The sequence below is a fragment of the Sphingosinicella flava genome (genome assembly GCF_016025255.1).
Lineage (GTDB): Bacteria > Pseudomonadota > Alphaproteobacteria > Sphingomonadales > Sphingomonadaceae > Allosphingosinicella > Allosphingosinicella flava.
The window spans coordinates 68,828-88,366 of record NZ_CP065592.1 but is presented as its reverse complement, the minus strand read 5'-3'; the positions used below and the strand labels follow the sequence as shown (position 1 = coordinate 88,366).

Sequence of the window (19,539 nt, the reverse complement as noted above, 5' to 3'; positions counted from 1 at the left end):
TGCTTAGCCCAACGCCGCAATGTATTTTTGCCTCAGATCGTCGAGGCAGACGAGGCGTTCGCCTTGTTCGATGTGCCAAAAGGTCCAGCCGTTGCAGCTTGGCGCCCCTTGGGCGGCGGCGCCGATCTGGTGGATGGAGCCTTGCTTGTCGGCGAGGCTGACGGAGGCGTCGGCGCCGACCTTTGCGCGCCAGCGGCGCTTGCTGTCGGTAAGGACGGCGCCCGGTTCGATCATGCCGGTTTCGACAAGAGCCCCGAACGGCACCTTGGGCTGCTGCCGCTTCGACACCATCGTCTTCATCGCACTTTCGTCGAGCTCGAGCGTGCTGTCGATGCGCTGGCGGGCCACCTTCACATATTTCTTTTCGCGCTCGATGCCGATCCACTGGCGGCCGAGGCGGCGTGCGACGGCGCCGGTGGTGCCGGTGCCGAAGAAGGGATCAAGGACCACGTCGCCCTTGTTGGTGCAGGCGAGCAGCACGCGATAGAGGAGGCTTTCGGGCTTCTGCGTCGGATGGGCCTTTACGCCTTCCGTCTTCACCCGCTCGCCGCCCGAACAGATGGGGAGCACCCAGTCCGACCGCATCTGAAGATCGTCGTTCAGCGCCTTCATCGTCCGGTAGTTGAAGGTGTAGCGGCTGTCCTCGCTCTTCGACGCCCAGATCAGGGTTTCATGCGCGTTGGTGAAGCGGGTGCCGCGGAAGTTCGGCATCGGGTTCGACTTGCGCCAGACGATGTCGTTGAGGATCCAGAACCCCAAATCCTGCAGCGTCGCGCCGCAACGGAAGATGTTGTGGTAGCTGCCGATGACCCACAAAGTACCGTTGGGCTTCAGGATGCGGCGGGCCTCCTTCATCCACGCCTTTGTGAACTCGTCATAGGCCGCAAAGGTATCGAACTTGTCCCAATCGTCGTCGCAGGCGTCGACGCGGCCGCCTTCGGGCCGGAACAGCTCGCCGCCAAGCTGAAGATTGTAAGGCGGGTCGGCGAAGATCATGTCGACGCAGGCGTCCGGAAGTGACGCCATGGCGGCAATACAATCATCCTCGATGATGCTATTGAGCGGCAGGCCGCGCAGGGGCTCGACCTTGGCCTTCATGCCCTTCTTCGGCACGGCGACACGCTGCAGAACACTCATCGAAACCCCCGGAAGCAAAAGAGGCTCAGATTGAGTCAGCCGGACTCCTTGGTCAACAACAATGACTTGGGAGCGGATGTTGAGATTGAATCGGGAATGCGCGAACGAAAGGAGTCCGGCCCAACATATGGGGCGCGAGCGGCCGCCGGTGACTCAAGATGAAGTGGTGTGACCCAAAGGACTCAAGCCCGAAGTTTCGATGACGTCAAAGATCCAGCAGATGCTGCTTCACCGGCGCGAAAGTCCGGCGGTGGAGCGGCGTCGGGCCGAGGCGGTCGAGCGCAGCGCGGTGATCGGGCGTGCCATAACCCTTGTTGGAGCGCCAGTTATAGCCCGGATGCTGATCGCAATAATCCGTCATCATGCGATCGCGCGTCACCTTGGCGACGATCGAGGCGGCGGCGATGGAGCGGCTTTTCGCATCGCCGCCGATGATCGCGGTGGAAGGGTAAGACCAATTTGGGCAGCGATTGCCATCGACCAGCACCATGCCCGGGGCGATCCCAAGCGCCTCCACGGCGCGGGTCATGGCGAGCATGGTGGCCCAGAGAATGTTGTAGCGGTCGATCTCCTCCACGCTCGCGATGCCGACGCCGATGCGGGCGACTTGGCGGAGCTTGCCGTAGAGGCTTTCACGCACTTCGAAGCAGAGCTTCTTGCTGTCGTCGATTCCGCGCGGACAGCGCTTGCGGTCGAGAATCACGGCCGCCGCGACGACCGGCCCGGCGAGAGGCCCCCTGCCCGCTTCGTCCACGCCGACGACGGGGGCGGCATAATCCTTCTCGATTTTGAAACAAGGCGCGGTCATCGCCGTTCATCATAAGCGGCGCGCCTGCGGCTCGCCAGAAAAAGCGCGATCAATTCGTCGCGTCGGCCCGTTCGTAGGGAATGACGCCAAGCGCGTGGCCGAGCGGTCCATGGCCGGCGCCAAAGCCGGGCGCGGCGGCGATGGCACGTTGCAGATAATCGCGCGCACGCGCCACCGCTTCCACGAGCGGACGCCCTTGGCCAAGGCCCGTGGCGATAGCGCTGGCAAGCGTGCATCCCGTGCCATGAGTATTGCGCGTGTCGACCCGCGCGCTTTCCCAATGCGTGCGGATGCCATCGGCCTCGATCAGCGTATCGCGCAGGACCGGGCCATCGATATGCCCGCCCTTGGCAAGCACCGCGACGTTCCACTCCGCCGCCAAAGCCTTCCCGGCTTCTTCCGCTTCCTCTGCGCTCGTCACAGCCCGGCCGGTCAGAATGCCGAGTTCGGGCGCGTTGGGCGTCACGATCGTCGCAATCCCGAGCAGCTTTCGGAACGCGGTGATGGTCGCCTTATCCGCCAATGCCGCGCCGCTCGAGGCGACCATGACGGGATCAAAGACGATGGACGTTCCGGATAAAGCGGCCAGCCGTTCCGTCACCCGCTCCGCCGTGTCCGGCGCGCCGATCATGCCGATCTTCACTGCGTCCACGCCGATGTCGGAGACCACCATGTCCATCTGTTGCAACACGAAATCGGCGGAAATGGGCAGCACGCCTTCGACGCCCAGAGTGTTCTGGGCGGTAAGTGCGGTGACGGCAGTCATGGCGTGGCCGCCCATCATCGTCACCGTCTTGATATCCGCCTGGATGCCCGCACCGCCGCCGCTGTCCGACCCGGCGATGATGAGGATGCGGGCGGTCACGCCGCCTCGATCGCCGCGCAGATGTCGTCCACGACCTGGCTCACCAGCCCTTCGTCTTCGCCCTCCGCCATGACGCGGATTACCGGCTCGGTCCCGGATTTGCGGATCAGGAGACGGCCAGCGCCGTTGAGGCGGACTTCGCCCGCCGCAATGGCGGATTTCACCTTATCATGCTCGAGCGGCGCACCACCGGTGAAACGGACGTTCTTCAGCAGCTGCGGCAACGGATCGAATTGATGGAGCAATTCGCTGGCAGGCTTTTCGTTGACGGCGAGGGCGGCGAGAACTTGGAGGCCCGCGACCAGGCCGTCGCCGGTCGTGGCATAATCGGACAGGATGATGTGACCCGATTGCTCGCCGCCGACATTGTATCCGCCCTTGCGCATTTCTTCGAGCACATAGCGGTCGCCGACTTGCGAACGGATGAGCGATAGGCCGCACGCGCCAAGATGGCGCTCGAGGCCGAGATTCGACATCACCGTCGCGACGATGCCCTTGCCGCGCAACGCCCCCCGCTTCGCCCAGGAGCAGGCGATGAGCGCCATTAACTGATCGCCGTCCACCACTTGTCCGGCCTCATCGACAACGATCAGTCGGTCGGCGTCGCCATCCAGCGCAATGCCGATATCGGCGCGGGTTTCGATCACCGTCTTCTGCAGCAATTGCGGCGCGGTCGACCCGCAATTTTCGTTGATGTTGGTCCCGTTGGGATTGACGCCGATGGCGACCACGTCCGCGCCCAGCTCCCACAGGGCTTCGGGCGCGACCTGATAAGCGGCGCCGTTCGCGCAATCGATCACGACGCGGAGGCCGTCGAGGCGAAGATGTTCGGGGAAGGTCGACTTGGCGGCATGGATGTAGCGGCCACGCGCATCCTCGATCCGCTTGGCGCGGCCGATTTCGGAAGCGGGAACGAGCTTGGGCGGCGCGTCGATCATCGCCTCGATCGCCATTTCGTCCTGATCGGAGAGCTTGTAGCCGTCCGGCCCGAACAATTTGATGCCATTGTCGAGATATTTGTTGTGGCTGGCCGAAATCATGACGCCAAGATCGGCGCGCATCGAGCGGGCGAGCATCGCGACGGCGGGCGTCGGCACCGGGCCCACCATCACCACATCCATGCCGACGCTGGTGAAACCCGACACGAGCGCGGATTCCATCATATAGCCCGACAGGCGCGTATCCTTGCCGATCAGCACGCGGTGGCGGTGGTCGCCGCGCAGGAAATGCGCGCCCGCCGCCTGGCCGACGCGCTGCGCCATTTCGGCGGTCATCAGCTTCTCGTTGGTGCGCCCCCTGATGCCGTCCGTACCGAAATATTTGCGCGCCATTCCCAAATCCCACTGTTGCGCCGCAACATGCAAGCGCACATGATGCGCCGCTTTAGCGCCCGTCGCGGCGTTTTTGAACCTTTTCGTCATAAGGGACAACAGCATGTCACAACCGACACGCATTCTTGCAGCGCTCGTCCTCGGCCTGTCGCTTGGCCTGTTCAGCGCTTCGGCGGGAGTGGCCTGGCTGGACGGCGCCGTTTCGGGCGCGAGCCTGGTGGGCGGCTTGTGGCTTAACGCGCTGCAGATGACCATCGTGCCGCTGGTCGTCTCCCTGCTCGTCACCGGCATCGCCGCGACGGCCAAGGCGGCGCGGGCGAGCAAGGTGGCGGGCCGCGCGCTCGTCCTTTTCATCATCCTCCTTTGGATTTCCGCCGCCATTGCCGCCGTGCTGACGCCGATGATCCTCGATGCATGGCCGCTGCCGCGCGATGCGGCCGACGGGCTACGGTCCGCGATCGCCGGATCGGCCCCGGTGGGCGAAGTGCCGAGCCTCGTCGATTTCTTCCGGTCCATCGTACCGACGAACCCCGTCGCGGCGGCAGCGAACGATGCATTCCTCCCGCTCATCCTCTTCACCCTCGTCTTCGCTTTCGCGCTGACCCGCATTCCCGATGCGGCACGCGACCAACTGATCGGATTTTTCCGCGCGGTTTCGGACGTGATGCTGGTGATGATCGGCTGGATATTGTGGCTGGCGCCGATCGGCGTGCTCGCGCTCGCTTATGCGGTCGGGGCGCGTGCGGGGACGGCGGCGTTCGGCGCGCTCGTCCATTATGTGATCGTCGTGTCCGCCGTCGGCATCGTCGTCTGGGCGCTGGCTTATCCGCTCGCGCTGATCGGAGCGCGCACAGGCCTCGCCACTTTCGCCCGCGCCGTGGCGCCGAGCCAGGCGGTGGCGATCAGCACCCAATCCTCGCTGGCCTCGCTCCCAGCCATGCTCCGCGGGACGGAGCGGCTTGGCGTGCCGGTCGCGCTGTCCGGCGTGGTGCTGCCGATGGCCGTCGCCATTTTCCGCGTCACCGGACCGGCAATGAACCTTGCCGTCGCTTTCTACGTCGCGCACCTGTTCGGGATCGAGCTTGGGCCAGGCGCCATCGCCGCCGGAATCGCCGCCGCGGCGACGACCACCCTGGGCGCGGTCAGCCTGCCAGGCCAGGTGAGCTTCATCACCTCCATCGCGCCGATCTGCATCGTCATGGGCATTCCCATCGAGCCGCTCGCCTTGCTGATCGCGGTGGAGACGGTGCCGGACATTTTCCGCACCTTGGGCAACGTGACGATGGACGTCGCCGCGACCGCGACCGTCGCCAAACGCAGCGGCGTTCCGGCAGAGGTGGTGGAGAGCGAGCAAGACGCCTTGATCGAGGCCGGGATGGAGATGCGCTGATGCGTTACCGCATGCTTGGACGGGATTTGGAAGTGTCCGCGCTCGGCCTCGGCTGCATGCCGATGGCGGGCGTCGGGACCGGGCTTTACGGCCATGCGGACGAGGCGGAATCGATCGCGACCATCCATCGCGCCATCGACCTTGGCGTCACGTTTTTCGACACCGCCGAAATTTACGGCCCTTACACGAATGAGGAACTGGTCGGGCGGGCGATCAGAGGCAGACGAGACGGCCTCGTCATCGCCACGAAATTCGGCTTCCTGATCGAGGATGGGCGCAAGACGGGCGTCGACAGCAGCCCGGCCAATATCCGCCGCGCCTGCGAGGCATCGTTAAGGCGGCTCGGCATCGAAGCCATCGACCTCTTCTATCAGCATCGCGTCGATCCCGCCGTGCCGATCGAGGACGTCATGGGGGCGCTCGCCGATCTCGTGCGCGAGGGAAAGGTGCGCCATATCGGCCTTAGCGAGCCGGGCGCCGACACCATCCGCCGCGCCCACGCCGTGCATCCGGTGACAGCGATCCAGTCCGAATATTCGCTGTGGGAACGCGGGGTGGAGGCCGACATTCTACCCGCCATCCGCGAACTCGGCATCGGCTTCGTGCCTTATTGTCCGCTAGGGCGCGGTTTTCTGACCGGACAGCTGACGCGTTTGGAGGATATCCCCGCCGACGATTACCGCCGGCAGGATCCGCGCTATGCGCCGGGTAATTTCGAGGCGAATCTCGCTTTCGTCGAAGTCGTGAAGACGGTCGCGGCGCGCCACGGCGTGTCGCCCGCCCGGGTGGCGCTCGCCTGGCTCCTGGCCCAAGGCGAAGATATCGTGCCCATCCCGGGCGCGAAGAGGCGGGTGACGATGGAAGACAGCATGGGGGCTGCGCATCTCGACCTGACCGGCGCCGACCTTGCGGAACTGGCGAACGGCCCGGTTATTGCCGGTCCGCGTTATCCCGATGAGGAATTGCGCGGGACACGTCTTTGACAAGCCAATGCTCCCGCTTTCGCAGGAGCACAGCATACGCTGACTTAACGGTCGTAAGCCTTGGGAAGCTGTCCCTCGGTGGGGTTCAAATAGCGATCCCGAAGCCGCGTTTGGCGGTTTTCCAGCGGCTGCTGGACGCCGTCGATCAGCATGGCGACCGGGGCCGAGCCGAGCTCGAGCGGGTCGCCGTCCCAGATCACCACGTCGGCGCGGCGGCCGGGACGGAGGGAGCCGAAATCATTGCCCATGCCCATCACTTCGGCGGGGCCGGAGGTGACGGCGGCGAGTGCTTCGTCCCAAGTGAGGCCGGTGGCGCCCGGCACCTTTTGCAAGGCGACGAGATTGCCCGCCGACTGCTTGGTGTTGCGCGGCTGACCGTCAATCTCGCCGACCGCGAGCTTGACGCCGGCATCTTGCATCCGCCCGTAATTGGACTGGGTCGCCGCCAACACTTCGAACGATGAGGGCAAGTCGTTCAGCGCCGAGGCGATGACGGGCACGCCAGACGCCGCGATCCGGTCCGCGATCATCCAGCCTTCGCTGGCGCCAACGAGGATCAGCTTCAGCGCCGGAAAATCCTCACGCAGCTTCAACACCTCGATAATGTCGCTCGTCTTTTCGGCATGGACCATCAGCGGCATCTTGCCGGTCACGACCGGCACCAAAGCCGCGGCGTCGAGGCGCATCAGCAAAGCGTCCGAACTGCGGCCGTCATAAGCGGCCGGGTTGCGGGCATAATCGCGCGCTTCCAGCATGGCATTGCGGAAGAAGGCGTGCGCGGCGGCACGGCTGCCCCCCGCTTCGTTCGCGCCATCTTCACCGAACTCGACATATTGAAAGGCGCGCGGGACGAACACCGCCTCGCGGTCGTCGCCGGTATCGACCAGAGCGCCCTGCCCAGCGAACATCGTTCGCGCAGTGTTGGGCGCAACGATGGCGCGCGTGACGCCCCGCCCCCGGCTGATCGCCATGGCGGAAACGCGGGCGTTGATCGCCGGCGCGATGTCGAGCGCCGCCGAAAAGGGCGTGCTGGACGCGTTGGTATCGTTGGTCTCACCCACCGCCTCGACCTCGACCAGGCCCAGTTGCGTGAAGCCCGCGACAAGACCCGGCGTGACCCAGCGCCCTTGCGCGTCGATCCGCTGCGCATCGGCGGGGACGGCGACATTCGCGCCAGCCGCGACGATGCGGCCATTGCGGATGACGACCGTGCCGCCTTCAATCGGCGCGGAGCCGTCGCCGATGGCGACCTTGCCGCCCGTGATGGCAACGGTCTGGGCGCAAAGCGGAGCGGCGGCACAGGCCGCGAGGAGGATCAGGAGCCGCTTCATTTCACATCCCCTTCGCCCGGCTGGCCGAGCTCGAAATCGGAAACTGGCCTCCGCTTCGGATCGTTCGCGTCGTACATGAGCGCGCCGTCGATCCATACGCGTTCGGGCCGCGTGTAGACGCTGAACGGATAGCCGTTCCAAAGAACCACATCGGCCATCTTGCCCGCCTTCAGGCTGCCGGTCTTGTCGGCGATGCCAAGCGCCTTGGCGGGATTGTAGCTAAGCCAGGTCCACGCGGTTTCCGGCGCGATGTCGATACCGGCGCGGCGGCCGTCGCCCATCGCCTTGGCGGCCTCCTGGTTCAAACGCTGGATGCCGTTCGGATCGTCGGAGTGGACGATCGTGCAGGCGCCCGCCTTGTGCATCAATGGAATATTCTCGTTGATGGCGTCATAGGCTTCCATCTTGAAGCCCCACCAGTCGGCCCACAGCGCGCCGCAGACACCATTGTCCCGGAGCATATCCGCGATTTTGTAGGCTTCGACGGCGTGATGGAAGGTGGAGACCTTGTAGCCGAATTCCTTCGCCATATCCATGACTTGCGCCATTTCATCGGCGCGATAGCAATGGTTGTGGATCAGGATCTCGCCGTCGAGTACGCCGACCAAGGTTTCCATTTGAAGATCGCGCGGGGTGGTAGGCTCCTTGGCGACCTTACGCTTGTAATCCTGCGCCTTCAGCCAGGTCTGGCGGTTGACGGCCATGTTGCCCATGCGGGTGCCGGGCATCTGGTTGCGGCCGCCATAGACGCGCTTTGGATTTTCGCCGCAGGCCATTTTAAGGCCATAAGGCGCGCCGGGGAATTTCATGCCCTGCACCGTGCGCGCGGGGACGTTCTTCAGCGTGACGGAGCGGCCGCCGAAGAGGTTGGCGGAACCGGGCAGGATCTGCAGCGCCGTTACGCCGCCATTGGCGAGCGCGCGGGAGAAGCCGGGATCCTGCGGCCAGACGCTATGTTCCGCCCAGACTTCCGGCCGCACGGGGCTGGTGATTTCGTTGCCGTCGGAATGCGCCTCGACGCCGGGGCTCGGATAGTCGCCCAGATGGCTATGCACGTCGATGATGCCGGGCGTCACCCACTTGCCCGCCGCGTCGATCCGGGTCGCACCAGCGGGAATGGCCGTATCCGCGCCGCCGACCGCCAGCACCTTGCCGTCGGCCATTACCACCGTGCCGTTGTCGATCCGTCCGCCCTCGCCGTCGAAGATCGTCGCGCCGGTGATCGCCGTCACCACGCCGGGATAGGCGCGGTAGGTGGACGGATACGGATCCTTGTTGAACGCGGCGACCGGTTCGGACGAGGCCGTCTTGGGCTCCTCCTTCGCCGCGCCCGAACAGGCGGTGATGAGGGCCGCGAGCGCGGCCCCCGTCAACAGGTGCTTCATAAAATTCCCCCCGTCTGGTCCTACGCTTCGCCGCGAACGGTTTCGCCCTTGGTGTTGGGCGACGGCGCGATGGGCTCGGCCAGCTCGGCCTCGCCCGCCATTCGCTCGTCGTCGCGCAGCGTGTCGAGATGCATCAGCTTCTTGACGAGAGGCGCAACGACCAGGACGAGAACGCCGATGCCGACGGCGATCCAGCCCACGGTGGTCCACACCTGCAAATACAGCTCCTTGCCTCCGCCATTTTCGGCATTCTCCGCGCCGGCGGCGGCGGAGATGATGCCCGCCATGAAGTTGCCGCCAGCAGTCGCGAAGAACCAGGCGCCCATGATGAGACCCGCCATGTGCCACGGCGCCAGCCGGTTCATCGCCGAAAGGCCGACGGGCGAGAGGCAGAGCTCGCCGGTGGTGGCGAGCAGATAGAGCAGGAAGATATAGATGACCGGCGTCGCATTTTCGATGCCCGCCGCCTGCGTGCCCCAGACCAGGACCAGGAACGAAAAGCCGATCTGGACGAGCGCCAAGCCGAATTTGGCCGGGGTCGAAGGCTCCATCCCGCGGCGGCCGAGCGAGGTCCACAGCCAGGCGAACAAGGGCGCGAGCAGGATGATGAAGGCCGCGTTGACCGAGTTGAACAAGGAGGCGGGAACCTCAAACCCCAATATGTTGCGATCGACATAGCGGTCGGTGAACAAGGTGAGGCCGGCCCCATGCTGTTCGAACAGGCCCCAGAAAAGCGGCTGGAGGAGCAGCAGGAAGGCGATCGCATAGATGCGGTGCCGCTCTTCCCGCGTCAGCTTCATATGCGCGATGTAGAGGATGTAGCCGAGCAGCGCGAGGCCCGACACGAGAAGCAAAGTGCCCACCACTTCCTGGAACTGGACGAGCGCCCAGATCAGGCCGATCGAGGCCAGGCTCAAAGCGTAGATGATATATTCGACGGGCACGCCGGCGACGCGGCGGCTCAGCGCCTCCACGCTCGGCGGCTCGGCGCGGCCCATCAGCAGCGGCTTGCCGAGCACGAAGACGACGAGGCCCAAGAGCATCCCGACCCCGGCGGCGCCGAAGCCGTATTTCCAGCCATAGACCTCGCCGAGATAGCCGGCGATCAGCACGCCGATGAACGAGCCGAGATTGATGCCCATGTAGAAGATCGTATAGGCGCCGTCACGGCGCACGTCGGTGCGCGGATAGAGCTTGCCGACGATCACCGAGATGTTGCCCTTGAGGAAGCCGGTGCCAACGATGATGAAGGCGAGGGCAAGCCAGAAGATGCTGATGGTCGGATCGCCCTGCCCGCCGCTTCCCTCGAACGTCATCAGGAAGTGGCCGATCGCGATGACGATCCCGCCGAACAGTACCGCCTTTCGCTGCCCCAGGTAGCGATCAGCGAGATAGCCGCCGAGAACCGGGGTGATGTACACGAGGGAAGTATAGGCGCCGTAGGTCAGCGACGCATCGCCGTCGGAGAAAAGCCAGTGCTTCGTAAGGTAGAGGATGAGCAGCGCGCGCATCCCGTAATAGGAAAAACGTTCCCACATCTCCGCGAAGAACAGGATGAACAGGCCGCGGGGATGACCGAGAAGGGTCTTTTCCGCAGGCGCCAAAGCCGCATTGGTTGCCACAGGCACTACTCCCAACAAGATGGCCGCCCTTTGCCGGACGGCGCGTTGCGGGGAGACTAACGCGCAAAACGCTCTTGTGAAGCCGGATTGTGACACCCATGTGCCAATCCACATTTCAAGCGCTGGTGTAATCGCCTCCGTCATCCCGGCGAAAGCCGGAATCTCAGGACGAATGAGCGTATTTGCCGAGGAGACCCGGCTATCGCCGGGATGAAGGGATGTTTAGGACCGCCCGATGCTGAACGATTTTTCGACTCCTCTTTCCTTATTGAAGACGCGCCGCTCCGCCCGCCCGCGAGACCTGGTCGCGCCTGGACCCAATGCCGCGGAATTGCGTGAGATTTTCGAGATCGCGGCCCGGACGCCCGATCACGGCAAGCTTCATCCCTGGCGTTTCGTGCATGTTCCCAAAACGGCGCGTCCGGCCTTCGAAAACTTGCTCCTCACCGCCTATCGCGCCGCCAATCCGGAACCGGGGCGGCTGGAAATCGAGGCGGTGGAGCGGTTCGCCAATCAGGCGCCGGAACTGATTGTCGTGCTCTACAGCCCCGTCGACAGCGCGCGCATCCCGCCCTGGGAACAGGAATTGTCTTGCGGCGCCGCGTGCATGAACCTTCTCTCCGCCGCTCATGCCCTCGGCTATGCGGGCGGCTGGGTGACCGGTTGGGCAGCGTCCTCGCCGGCAGTATTGAAGGCGTTCGCGCAAGCCGAAGACGAGCGGATCGCAGGGTTTTTCTTCCTGGGAACGCCCGGCGTTCCACTGGAGGAACGGCCGAGACCGGACAGGGACGAGGTAGTATCCGAGTGGAGAGGTTAGCACTGCCCGCTGCTTCCCTGGGGACTTATCCCTTGACCCCCTCACTGTCTTAGGCCACTATAGCGCCATGCCAGCCGAAGAACGCCCCGTCTACCTCCGCCTCCGCGACAGCATTGCCGCGGCCATTCTCGAAGGCCGCGTCAAGGACGGCGATCCGCTGCCTTCCGTCCGCTCCCTCGCCGCCGAACATGGCGCCAATCCGCTCACCGTGGCCAAGGCCTATCAGCTGTTCCAGGACGAGGGCCTCGTCGTCGTTAAACGCGGCGTCGGCATGTTCGTCGCGCAAGGCGCAGCCGGACGGCTGCACGCTGCGGAGCGCAAGGACTTTCTCGACAATCGCTGGCCGGAAATCTCCGCGCACATGCGCCGCCTTGGTCTCGACGTCGAGGATTTGGTAGAACGCGCCCTCGCTTGATTCTGCCGGAAATTCAATGACAGCCCTTGTTATTTTGGCGATCGCGCTTGCGATGGACGCCTTCGCGTCTTCGCGGGCGCCGCGATCGGGCCCCGCCTTGGTCGAAAAGCGGAAGTTTTAGGCGGGCTGATGCTGCTAACCCTGGGCCTCAGGATTTTCGTCGAGCATCAATTCCTGGCTGCGTAAGACATCCTGCGTACTAACGCTTCTTGAACAGCATCAGCACCAGCACCGCCGCGATCGACTTCAGGATTGCGCCGGGCAGGAAGGGCAGCAGGCCCTGCGCTATGGCATCGTTGCGTCCCACGAAAGTCGACAACCATAAGGCTCCCGGCAAGAGGCATAGCGCATGGCCGATCATCGCCGCGGCAAAGGCATGAAAAGGCTTGCGGCCGCCCCAACCCCGCTCGCCGAGCCAGCCGGTGACGGCGGCGGCAATGGGAAATCCGGCCAGATAACCGCCGGTCTCGCTCAAGAATTTCTGCCATCCGCCCGATCCGCCGGAAAAGACCGGCAGGCCCGCCGCCCCAGCCGCAAGCCAGGCGAGCACGGTCACCAAGCCCAGCCGCCAGCCAAGCAGCATGCCCGCGAGAATAACCGCGAGTGTTTGCAGCGTGAACGGCACCGGCTCGACTGGCACTTCCAAGCGCGACGCGGCTGCGAGGGTGATGATGCCGAGCGCGATGACGATCAGCCTTGCGGGGTGCCGCGAAAGGCGAGCGGCAGCTTCATGTCAGGCCGCGAAGGCTTCGGCGGGAATGGAATAAAGGATATCGGCCGGCGCGCGTGCGGCGGGCTCGAGCCCCAGCGCCTCCGGCACGATCTGGTCGAGATAGAATCGTGCCGCCGCCTTTTTCATGGCGAGAAAGACAGGATCGCCGTCGCTTCCTTCCGCTGCCGCCAGCTGTCGCGTCATCAGCCAACCCGCCGTCACTACGGAAAGCATGGTGAGGAAAGGGTAGGAACCCGCGAGGCGATCGTCGGCGGACGCGTTCGCCATGTGCGTGGCCACGCCTTCCACCGCATCAGTCAGCGCCATCAGCGCGCCCTCTCCGGTCGCATCGGCGCGGATGTCGGCGATCAGGCGGGCGAAGACCGTGCCGCCTTCCAATCCGAGCTTGCGGCCGACCAGGTCAGCCGCCTGAATGCCGTTCGTCCCTTCGTAGATCGGCGTGATGCGCGCATCGCGGTAATGCTGGGCGGCGCCGGTTTCCTCGATATAACCCATGCCGCCATGGACCTGCACGCCGAGGCTGGCGACCTCCACGCCGATATCGGTGCCATAGGCTTTCACCAGCGGCGTCAGCAGGTCGACGCGGGCCTGCGCCCCTTCGACGCCGAGAGCCGCGCGATCCACCTGTCCCACCGCATAATAAGTGAGCGCCCGCGCCGCCTGAGTCAGTGCCTTCATGCGGATCAGCATGCGCCGCACGTCGGGATGCTCGATGATGGCGACAGGATCGCGGCTCGCCGCGCCCGCGCGGGCGGACTGGATGCGGGCCTGGGCATAAGCGACCGCCTTTTGCGTCGCGCGCTCGGCAACCGACACGCCCTGCAGGCCGACATTGAGACGGGCGTTGTTCATCATCGTGAACATGGCGCGCATGCCGCCGCATTCCGCGCCGATCAGATAGCCGACGCAATTCCCTTCGTCGCCATAGGACATGACGCAAGTGGGCGAGGCATGAATGCCGAGCTTATGCTCGATCGAGACGCAGCGCACATCGTTCCGCGCACCGATATCGCCATTCGCATCGAGCAGGAATTTGGGCACGAGAAAGAGGGAAATGCCCTTTGTGCCTACGGGCGCATCGGGCGTGCGCGCCAGGACGAGATGGACGATATTGTCGGCCAGATCATGCTCGCCCCAGGTGATGTAGATTTTTTGCCCTTCGATCCGGTACGTGCCGTCCGGCTGCCGCACCGCTTTCGCCCTAAGCGCGCCGACATCCGAACCGGCTTGCGGCTCGGTAAGGTTCATCGTACCGCTCCATTCGCCGGTGACGAGCTTGGGAAGCCAGGCATCCTGCAACTCCTTCGAGCCGTGATGCTTCAGCGCCTCGATCGCGCCGGGGGTGAGCATGTTGATGAGCGAAAAGCCGAGATTGGCGCTGCCCAGATCCTCCAGCACCACCGCCGCCAGGGTTTGCGGCAGGCCCTGCCCGCCATGGTCCACCGGCCCGGCAAGCGTGCCCCATCCGCCCTCGACATAAGCGCGGTAAGCGGCCTTGAACCCGTCTGGCAGGGTAACGCCCTCCGGCGACCATGTCGCGCCCAGCGTGTCGCCAATGCGGTCGAGCGAAGCGAATTCGCCGGCCGCGAGAGCGCCGACGCCATCGAGGATCGCGTCGCTCAATTCCGCCGAAAGCTCCGTAAAATCTTCCGCGCCCGCGAAATCCTGCAACGCCACGATATGACGCAGGAGGAATTTCTGCTCTTGGATGGGGGGCGTGTAGGTCATGCTCATCCTCTCGCGATCTTGCGCCTTGGCCTCCCTCGCTATAGCCCGCAGGCGTGACCGCGCAACACACCCTCGTCCGCCCTTACGGCACGGCCGCCATCGCAGAAGCGGCGGCGCTGATCGCAAGCGGTCAGCCGGTCGCGGTGCCCACCGAAACCGTCTACGGCCTCGCAGCCGATGCCACATCGGGAGAGGCCGTGGCCCGCATCTATGCGGCGAAGGGCCGGCCGAGCTTCAACCCGCTGATCGTCCACGTGCCGGACCTTGAAGGTGCGGAACGGATCGCGGTCTTCGACGACCTGGCGCGGGATCTGGCCCGCCGTTTCTGGCCGGGCCCGCTAACGCTCGTTCTGCCGCTCAAGCCGGACGCGGGCATCGCACCCATCGTCACGGCGGGGCTTTCCACCATCGCCATCCGGGTTCCGGCGCATCCCGCCATGCGCGCCCTCATCGCCGCCGTGGACAAGCCTCTGGCCGCTCCATCCGCCAATGCGAGCGGCCGGATCAGCGCCACCCGCGCCGCCCATGTGCTCGCGACACTCGACGGACGCATAGCCATGGTGATCGACGGCGGTGCGACGGCGGTGGGCCTGGAATCGACTATTGTCGCGATCGCGGACGGCACGGCGCGGCTGCTCCGCCCCGGGCCGCTGACGGAAGCCGATCTCGGTATTCCTCTCAGCAGAGGGTCAGGCAAGATTGAAGCGCCGGGCCAGATGTCGAGCCATTATGCCCCGACCAAGCCGCTTCGGCTCGATGCGGCGGTCGCGGCGCCGGGCGAATGGCTGATCGGCTTTGGCGCGATCAAGGGCCACGCCAATCTCAGCGAAAGCGGCGATCTGATTGAGGCCGCCGCCAACCTGTTCGGCGCATTGCACAAGGCGGAAAGCCAGCCCCTTCCCAAAATCGCCGTCGCGCACATTCCGCAAAACGGCTTGGGTCAAGCGATCAACGACAGGCTCAAAAGGGCGGCGGCACCCCGATAGCTTAAGCGGTCGCCGCGTCCTTCGCGCGCGCGGCGAAGCTCTTGCGCAGTTTCTGGAGCTTGGGGGGGATGACGGCGAGGCAATAGGGATTGCGCTGGCCCTCGCCCTCCCAATAATCCTGATGATAATCCTCGGCAGGATACCAGTCGGACAAAGGCTCGATCGCCGTCACGATGGGCGCGGGCCAATCGGGCTGGCTGCGCTCGATCGCCGCCTTGGCGGCCGCCTCCTGATCGGCGTCGCACGGGAAGATCGCCGACCGATATTGCGTGCCGACGTCATTGCCCTGGCGATTGAGCTGAGTCGGATCGTGGGTCGCGAAATAGATGTCGAGGATGTCGTCATAGGAAATGACGTCCGTATCGAACGTCACCCGGATCGCTTCGGCGTGACCGGTGTCGCCGCTGCACACTTGCTTATAAGTCGGGTTGAGCGTGGTGCCGCCGATATAGCCGCTTTCGACGCTCTCGACGCCGATCACATCCTTGAACACCGCTTCCGTGCACCAGAAGCATCCACCCGCCAGCGTCGCGACTTCTTTCGTCATCGTCATCATTCCTTTCGTTCGGTACGCGAGATAAGATGACCTCCGCCCGATTGAAACAGTCTCACGCGCTTTTCAGCAATGCCGCGATTTCGGCGGGCGGGGCTTCGGGCCGGAGCTGCTCCATGCGGCATTGCTCTACCGCCTTGTCCGGCCGCCAGCGCAGGAATTTGGTGCCGTGGCGGAAACGGTCGCCGGTGACATGATCATAGCGCACTTCGGCCACCAGTTCGGGCCGAAGCGGCTGCCATTCGGCCGAGCGATCGGTGCTCCAACGGCTGGGGCCGCCCGGCGCCTTTCCCGTGAAGCCTGGCGGCTCCACCAGCTTTTCGAGCCTTTTCGTCAGAGCGGGACGCTCGACAGCCGGAATGGATGACGTGAAGCCGACATGGTTGAGCCGGCCCTGATCATCGTAAAGGCCAAGCAGCAGCGAACCGACTTCGCGGCTGCCGGTGCCATAGCGAAAGCCGCCGACCACGCAGTCGGCGGTGCGCAGGCACTTCACCTTCACCATCGCGCGCTCGCCCGGAAGGTAGGCGCCGTCCAATGCCTTTGCGACGACGCCGTCCAGCGCTCCGCCCGTCCTACCGAGCCAAGCTCTTGCCTCGGCGATGCCCAACGTGCTGGGAGACAAAGAAAAAACAGGATGATTCTCCGCCGCGTAAAACGCCTCAAGCGCCGCCCGCCGCTGTGACAGCGGTTGGCTCAAAAGGCTCCTGCCCTTCGTGTCGGCGAGGCAATCGAACAGCATCAGATAGGCGGGCGTTTCCACCGACAGCTTGCGGATCCGGCTTTCGGCGGGATGCAGGCGCATCTGAAGCGCTTCGAAGGACAGATGATCCCCTTCGGAAATCAGCAGCTCTCCATCGACCGCGAAGCGATCCGCTTTCACTTCACGCAAAGCTGTCACGACTTCAGGAAAATAGCGGTCGAGCCCCTTGCCGGCCTTCGACTGCAATTCGACCTTGTCGCCGTCGCGAAAAGCAAGACATCGAAAGCCGTCCCATTTGGGCTCGAACTGCCAATCGCCGCGATCCGGCAACGTTTCGGCGAGCTTCGCCTCCATCGGCGGCGTGCCGGGCTTCACCTCAAGGCGATCGAATGCCATGCGTCCTCCACCTGGGAGACGTTTTGCCGGGCGCGGCGGTTCCCGCGACGGAGAGTTAACCTTTCTGCTTCACAATGCGACGAGCCGATTCGCCCGTGCGGCGAACGACGGCCCGGCTGTTGAGGATAGGGGCGAAACGGGTCATTCTGGCAACGTAAGAGTGGGAGAGTAGTTATTCTTACGCGTCGTAATCTTATTCAGGGCGGAGCGGCTGCGGGATTGGCAACTTGCCTGTCAGCGCCTGCTCTTGCCAATCAAGTCTGGGCTACGGCCCGTCCCTTGCAGCCTCAAATCAATCCCGCCTTGCTCGCCAAGGCGAAGCTGGCGTTGGATACGCGTCCCGTCCGTAATCGCGACATGATGGGCGTAGTCGACTTTTCGAAGGCGTCGCGCGATCCGCGCTTTTACATCGTCGATATCTTGAGCGGCGCCGCGACCGAATATCACGTGTCGCACGGCCGCGGTTCCGATCCGGCCCATTCGGGATGGCTGGAATATTTTTCCAACACCCCCTCGTCGGAAGCGTCGTCGTCAGGCGCCTATCTCACCGACAATATCTATTACGGCAAATATGGCCGCTCGCTCCGCCTCAAGGGGCTCGATACGACCAACAGCAACGCCGAATATCGAAATATCGTGGTGCACAGCGCCTGGTATGCCGAGCCGGAAGTGGCCGAAAAAGCGGGCAAGCTCGGCCGCAGCGAAGGATGCTTCGTGCTGTCGCTGACGAACCTGCAATATGTTCTGCTACGCCTTGGCCCAGGCCGTTTGATTTACGCCGACAAGGTCGCATAAGGCCACTCGCAGGCGGAAGTGAAACAACCTTTCCACTTCCGCCTATCCGAGGCCCGGCTCTCGCCGGGACATACAGGATTTACTTGCTGGCTGCCGCCGCCATGCTGTTGCCGGCCTTGTCGTTGAGGCCCGCGATCACGGTCTTATCGCGGCCGTAGACGTCATCATAGGAAATGATCCCGCCTTTGTCCTTCGCCGCCGCGGCGGTGAAGTAAGCGATGTAGACCGGCGTATCGACACGAGTCTTGGCTTGCGCGGTCTTGCCCGACGCGATCGTCCGGTTGATCTTCTCCTGGCTCCATTCCGGATTGTCGAGCAGCTTGCGCGCAAAACCCAGCGCGTCCTGCGTCCGGATGCAGCCATGGCTCAACGCACGCGCGGCACGGGAGAAATATTGCTTGGACGGCGTATCGTGCAGGTAGATGGCGTAGTTGTTGGGCATCACCACCTTCATCCGGCCGAGCGCATTGCCCGGGCCCGGCGGCTGACGGTAACGGACGCCATTGCCCGCCTTCACGGCCACATAGCCCGCCTTGCCGCGCACTTCAGGCGTGATGCTGGCGGGCACTTCCCACCATGGATTGAAGATCACGCCGGTCGCGACCGCGCTTAATTGCGGCGTCTTGGTCTTCACCGCGCCGACGACCGCGCGGTGCCGGGCGGTCACCTGGCCGTTCTCTACGATGGCAGCGGTGAAGGCCGGCACATTGACGATCACGTAACGCGGACCAAGGTCGCGCGGCAGCCAGCGCCAGCGTTCGAGATTGGCGCGCGCTTTGTCCGCCACCGCCTTGTCGGTGGTGACGGCGAGAACCTCTTTCAGCTCCGCATATTGGGGATGGGTCGGCAACAGGCCGTCCAGGGTGGCGCGCACCTTGTTGTCGCGCACCGCGCTTTCCATCAGCGCATATTGCTTATTCCCGTCGAGATCGGGATCCTGCATGTGCCAATCGATCCGGCCCTTCCCACGCACATGGCCGAGCGCCAGATCGGACGATAGGCGAAGAAAGCTGTCGGTCGCCGCCGTACGGAGCGCCATTTCATCCGTGCCCGAAAGTGCGGCGCGCAACGCGTCCGGCGCGTAATCGGCGGGAGTCAGGCCTTCCTGGCCGACGCCCTCCACATATGCGAGCAGTTCCTGCGCGGCCTCGCGGGTCCAAAGCGGCGCCATGACCGGATTCTGAAGCGATCGGATCGCAAGCTCCCCTTCGAAGGTGCGGGTCGCGGGTGCCTCTCCGGCTTTCACCTGTTCCTCTGTCGGCTTCTCGCCCTCCTGGAGTTGAGCGAGCGACGGCGCGGCGAATCCGGCCAGTGCGGCCGTTGCGAGCAGGGAGCGGATCGAGTTTTTCATAGCCTCGTCTTTCTATGGCAAAGCGGGCGGCGGGGCCAGATGGGTTTTAGCCATTGCTGTTCCTTTCGCCCGACAGGCGCGCTTTTTGAAGAAATCCGGGTGAACGGACGATGACCGACCGTGCCACGGCGGCGCCCTCGCTTTCCCGTACGGCATGCAAGACTAAGGCGATATGTCTCTGTCATTACAGATGATTAACCTTACCACGCT

General features: G+C 64.3%; 18 protein-coding genes. 6 read left to right on the top strand and 12 right to left on the bottom strand.

The window, feature by feature from the left end:
* Positions 1-3 precede the first annotated feature (3 nt).
* The 4 genes from IC614_RS00495 to glmM all read right to left on the bottom strand — a co-directional run bounded on the left by IC614_RS00495 (position 4) and on the right by glmM (position 4,141).
* Entirely contained in the window at positions 4-1,137 is a 1,134-nt protein-coding gene (locus IC614_RS00495; protein ID WP_200971815.1) for a site-specific DNA-methyltransferase, read from the bottom strand.
* A gap of 205 nt (positions 1,138-1,342) precedes the next feature.
* Positions 1,343-1,945, bottom strand: a complete 603-nt coding sequence (locus tag IC614_RS00490) for a ribonuclease HII (RefSeq protein ID WP_200971814.1) — start codon at positions 1,943-1,945, stop codon at positions 1,343-1,345.
* Positions 1,946-1,994: 49 nt separating this feature from the next.
* Positions 1,995-2,810 (bottom strand): bifunctional hydroxymethylpyrimidine kinase/phosphomethylpyrimidine kinase, encoded by an 816-nt coding sequence (gene thiD / locus IC614_RS00485; protein ID WP_200971813.1) that lies wholly within the window; start codon positions 2,808-2,810, stop codon positions 1,995-1,997.
* Positions 2,807-4,141 (bottom strand): phosphoglucosamine mutase, encoded by a 1,335-nt coding sequence (gene glmM, locus IC614_RS00480; RefSeq protein WP_200971812.1) that lies wholly within the window; start codon positions 4,139-4,141, stop codon positions 2,807-2,809. Before glmM ends, thiD begins: the two co-directional genes overlap by 4 nt.
* 103 nt (positions 4,142-4,244) lie before the next feature.
* Between glmM and IC614_RS00475 the strand changes: the two genes are divergently transcribed.
* Positions 4,245-5,531 carry a dicarboxylate/amino acid:cation symporter gene (locus IC614_RS00475; RefSeq protein ID WP_200971811.1) on the top strand — a complete coding sequence of 429 codons (1,287 nt, stop codon included), beginning with the start codon at positions 4,245-4,247 and terminating at the stop codon, positions 5,529-5,531.
* On the top strand, positions 5,531-6,514 hold the full coding sequence (locus IC614_RS00470; protein ID WP_200971810.1) for an aldo/keto reductase: 984 nt from the start codon (positions 5,531-5,533) through the stop codon (positions 6,512-6,514). Before IC614_RS00475 ends, IC614_RS00470 begins: the two co-directional genes overlap by 1 nt.
* A 44-nt stretch (positions 6,515-6,558) precedes the next feature.
* On the opposite strand, the gene IC614_RS00465 is transcribed toward IC614_RS00470, so the two are convergent.
* Genes IC614_RS00465 through IC614_RS00455 form a run of 3 tightly spaced genes read right to left on the bottom strand, consistent with a single transcriptional unit; the run spans position 6,559 to position 10,852 of the window.
* The gene (locus IC614_RS00465) at positions 6,559-7,845 is read right to left on the bottom strand and encodes an amidohydrolase family protein (protein WP_200971809.1); all 1,287 of its coding nucleotides are present in this window, start codon (positions 7,843-7,845) and stop codon (positions 6,559-6,561) included.
* Positions 7,842-9,230, bottom strand: coding sequence for an amidohydrolase (locus tag IC614_RS00460; protein ID WP_200971808.1), 1,389 nt, complete (start codon positions 9,228-9,230; stop codon positions 7,842-7,844). Before IC614_RS00460 ends, IC614_RS00465 begins: the two co-directional genes overlap by 4 nt.
* A gap of 20 nt (positions 9,231-9,250) precedes the next feature.
* Positions 9,251-10,852: a peptide MFS transporter gene (locus tag IC614_RS00455; protein WP_226372671.1), complete on the bottom strand. Its 1,602-nt coding sequence runs from the start codon at positions 10,850-10,852 to the stop codon at positions 9,251-9,253.
* Between the two features lie 235 nt (positions 10,853-11,087).
* On the opposite strand from IC614_RS00455, the gene IC614_RS00450 reads away from it, so the two are divergent.
* Positions 11,088-11,669 (top strand): nitroreductase family protein, encoded by a 582-nt coding sequence (locus tag IC614_RS00450; RefSeq protein ID WP_200971807.1) that lies wholly within the window; start codon positions 11,088-11,090, stop codon positions 11,667-11,669.
* A 67-nt stretch (positions 11,670-11,736) separates the two neighbouring features.
* The gene (locus IC614_RS00445; RefSeq protein WP_200971806.1) at positions 11,737-12,084 is read left to right on the top strand and encodes a GntR family transcriptional regulator; all 348 of its coding nucleotides are present in this window, start codon (positions 11,737-11,739) and stop codon (positions 12,082-12,084) included.
* A gap of 199 nt (positions 12,085-12,283) precedes the next feature.
* On the opposite strand, the gene IC614_RS00440 is transcribed toward IC614_RS00445, so the two are convergent.
* Positions 12,284-12,724, bottom strand: a complete 441-nt coding sequence (locus tag IC614_RS00440) for a biotin transporter BioY (RefSeq protein WP_200971805.1) — start codon at positions 12,722-12,724, stop codon at positions 12,284-12,286.
* Between the two features lie 93 nt (positions 12,725-12,817).
* Entirely contained in the window at positions 12,818-14,545 is a 1,728-nt protein-coding gene (locus tag IC614_RS00435; protein WP_200973028.1) for an acyl-CoA dehydrogenase, read from the bottom strand.
* A 53-nt stretch (positions 14,546-14,598) separates the two neighbouring features.
* On the opposite strand from IC614_RS00435, the gene IC614_RS00430 reads away from it, so the two are divergent.
* Positions 14,599-15,531, top strand: coding sequence for an L-threonylcarbamoyladenylate synthase (locus IC614_RS00430; RefSeq protein WP_200971804.1), 933 nt, complete (start codon positions 14,599-14,601; stop codon positions 15,529-15,531).
* Between the two features lies 1 nt (position 15,532).
* On the opposite strand, the gene msrA is transcribed toward IC614_RS00430, so the two are convergent.
* Together msrA and IC614_RS00420 are read right to left on the bottom strand one after the other, a co-directional pair.
* On the bottom strand, positions 15,533-16,078 hold the full coding sequence (gene msrA / locus IC614_RS00425; RefSeq protein ID WP_200971803.1) for a peptide-methionine (S)-S-oxide reductase MsrA: 546 nt from the start codon (positions 16,076-16,078) through the stop codon (positions 15,533-15,535).
* Positions 16,079-16,139: 61 nt separating this feature from the next.
* Positions 16,140-17,183, bottom strand: coding sequence for an ATP-dependent DNA ligase (locus IC614_RS00420; RefSeq protein ID WP_200971802.1), 1,044 nt, complete (start codon positions 17,181-17,183; stop codon positions 16,140-16,142).
* 279 nt (positions 17,184-17,462) lie between these two features.
* On the opposite strand from IC614_RS00420, the gene IC614_RS00415 reads away from it, so the two are divergent.
* Complete coding sequence (locus tag IC614_RS00415; protein ID WP_226372670.1) at positions 17,463-17,978, top strand: murein L,D-transpeptidase catalytic domain family protein; 516 nt, start codon at positions 17,463-17,465, stop codon at positions 17,976-17,978.
* 79 nt (positions 17,979-18,057) lie between these two features.
* Here IC614_RS00415 and IC614_RS00410 read toward each other — a convergent pair whose 3' ends face one another.
* Positions 18,058-19,329 carry a L,D-transpeptidase family protein gene (locus tag IC614_RS00410; RefSeq protein WP_200971801.1) on the bottom strand — a complete coding sequence of 424 codons (1,272 nt, stop codon included), beginning with the start codon at positions 19,327-19,329 and terminating at the stop codon, positions 18,058-18,060.
* Positions 19,330-19,539: the final 210 nt, after the last annotated feature.

Excerpts from the sequence above, each read along its gene's own strand:
- IC614_RS00495 (WP_200971815.1), bottom strand. The coding sequence starts at position 1,137 with ATGAGTGTTCTGCAGCGTGTCGCCGTGCCGAAGAAGGGCATGAAGGCC.
- IC614_RS00490 (WP_200971814.1), bottom strand. The coding sequence starts at position 1,945 with ATGACCGCGCCTTGTTTCAAAATCGAGAAGGATTATGCCGCCCCCGTC.
- glmM (WP_200971812.1), bottom strand. The coding sequence starts at position 4,141 with ATGGCGCGCAAATATTTCGGTACGGACGGCATCAGGGGGCGCACCAAC.
- IC614_RS00475 (WP_200971811.1), top strand. The coding sequence starts at position 4,245 with ATGTCACAACCGACACGCATTCTTGCAGCGCTCGTCCTCGGCCTGTCG.
- IC614_RS00470 (WP_200971810.1), top strand. The coding sequence starts at position 5,531 with ATGCGTTACCGCATGCTTGGACGGGATTTGGAAGTGTCCGCGCTCGGC.
- IC614_RS00465 (WP_200971809.1), bottom strand. The coding sequence starts at position 7,845 with ATGAAGCGGCTCCTGATCCTCCTCGCGGCCTGTGCCGCCGCTCCGCTT.
- IC614_RS00460 (WP_200971808.1), bottom strand. The coding sequence starts at position 9,230 with ATGAAGCACCTGTTGACGGGGGCCGCGCTCGCGGCCCTCATCACCGCC.
- IC614_RS00450 (WP_200971807.1), top strand. The coding sequence starts at position 11,088 with ATGCTGAACGATTTTTCGACTCCTCTTTCCTTATTGAAGACGCGCCGC.
- IC614_RS00445 (WP_200971806.1), top strand. The coding sequence starts at position 11,737 with ATGCCAGCCGAAGAACGCCCCGTCTACCTCCGCCTCCGCGACAGCATT.
- IC614_RS00435 (WP_200973028.1), bottom strand. The coding sequence starts at position 14,545 with ATGACCTACACGCCCCCCATCCAAGAGCAGAAATTCCTCCTGCGTCAT.
- msrA (WP_200971803.1), bottom strand. The coding sequence starts at position 16,078 with ATGACGAAAGAAGTCGCGACGCTGGCGGGTGGATGCTTCTGGTGCACG.
- IC614_RS00420 (WP_200971802.1), bottom strand. The coding sequence starts at position 17,183 with ATGGCATTCGATCGCCTTGAGGTGAAGCCCGGCACGCCGCCGATGGAG.
- IC614_RS00410 (WP_200971801.1), bottom strand. The coding sequence starts at position 19,329 with ATGAAAAACTCGATCCGCTCCCTGCTCGCAACGGCCGCACTGGCCGGA.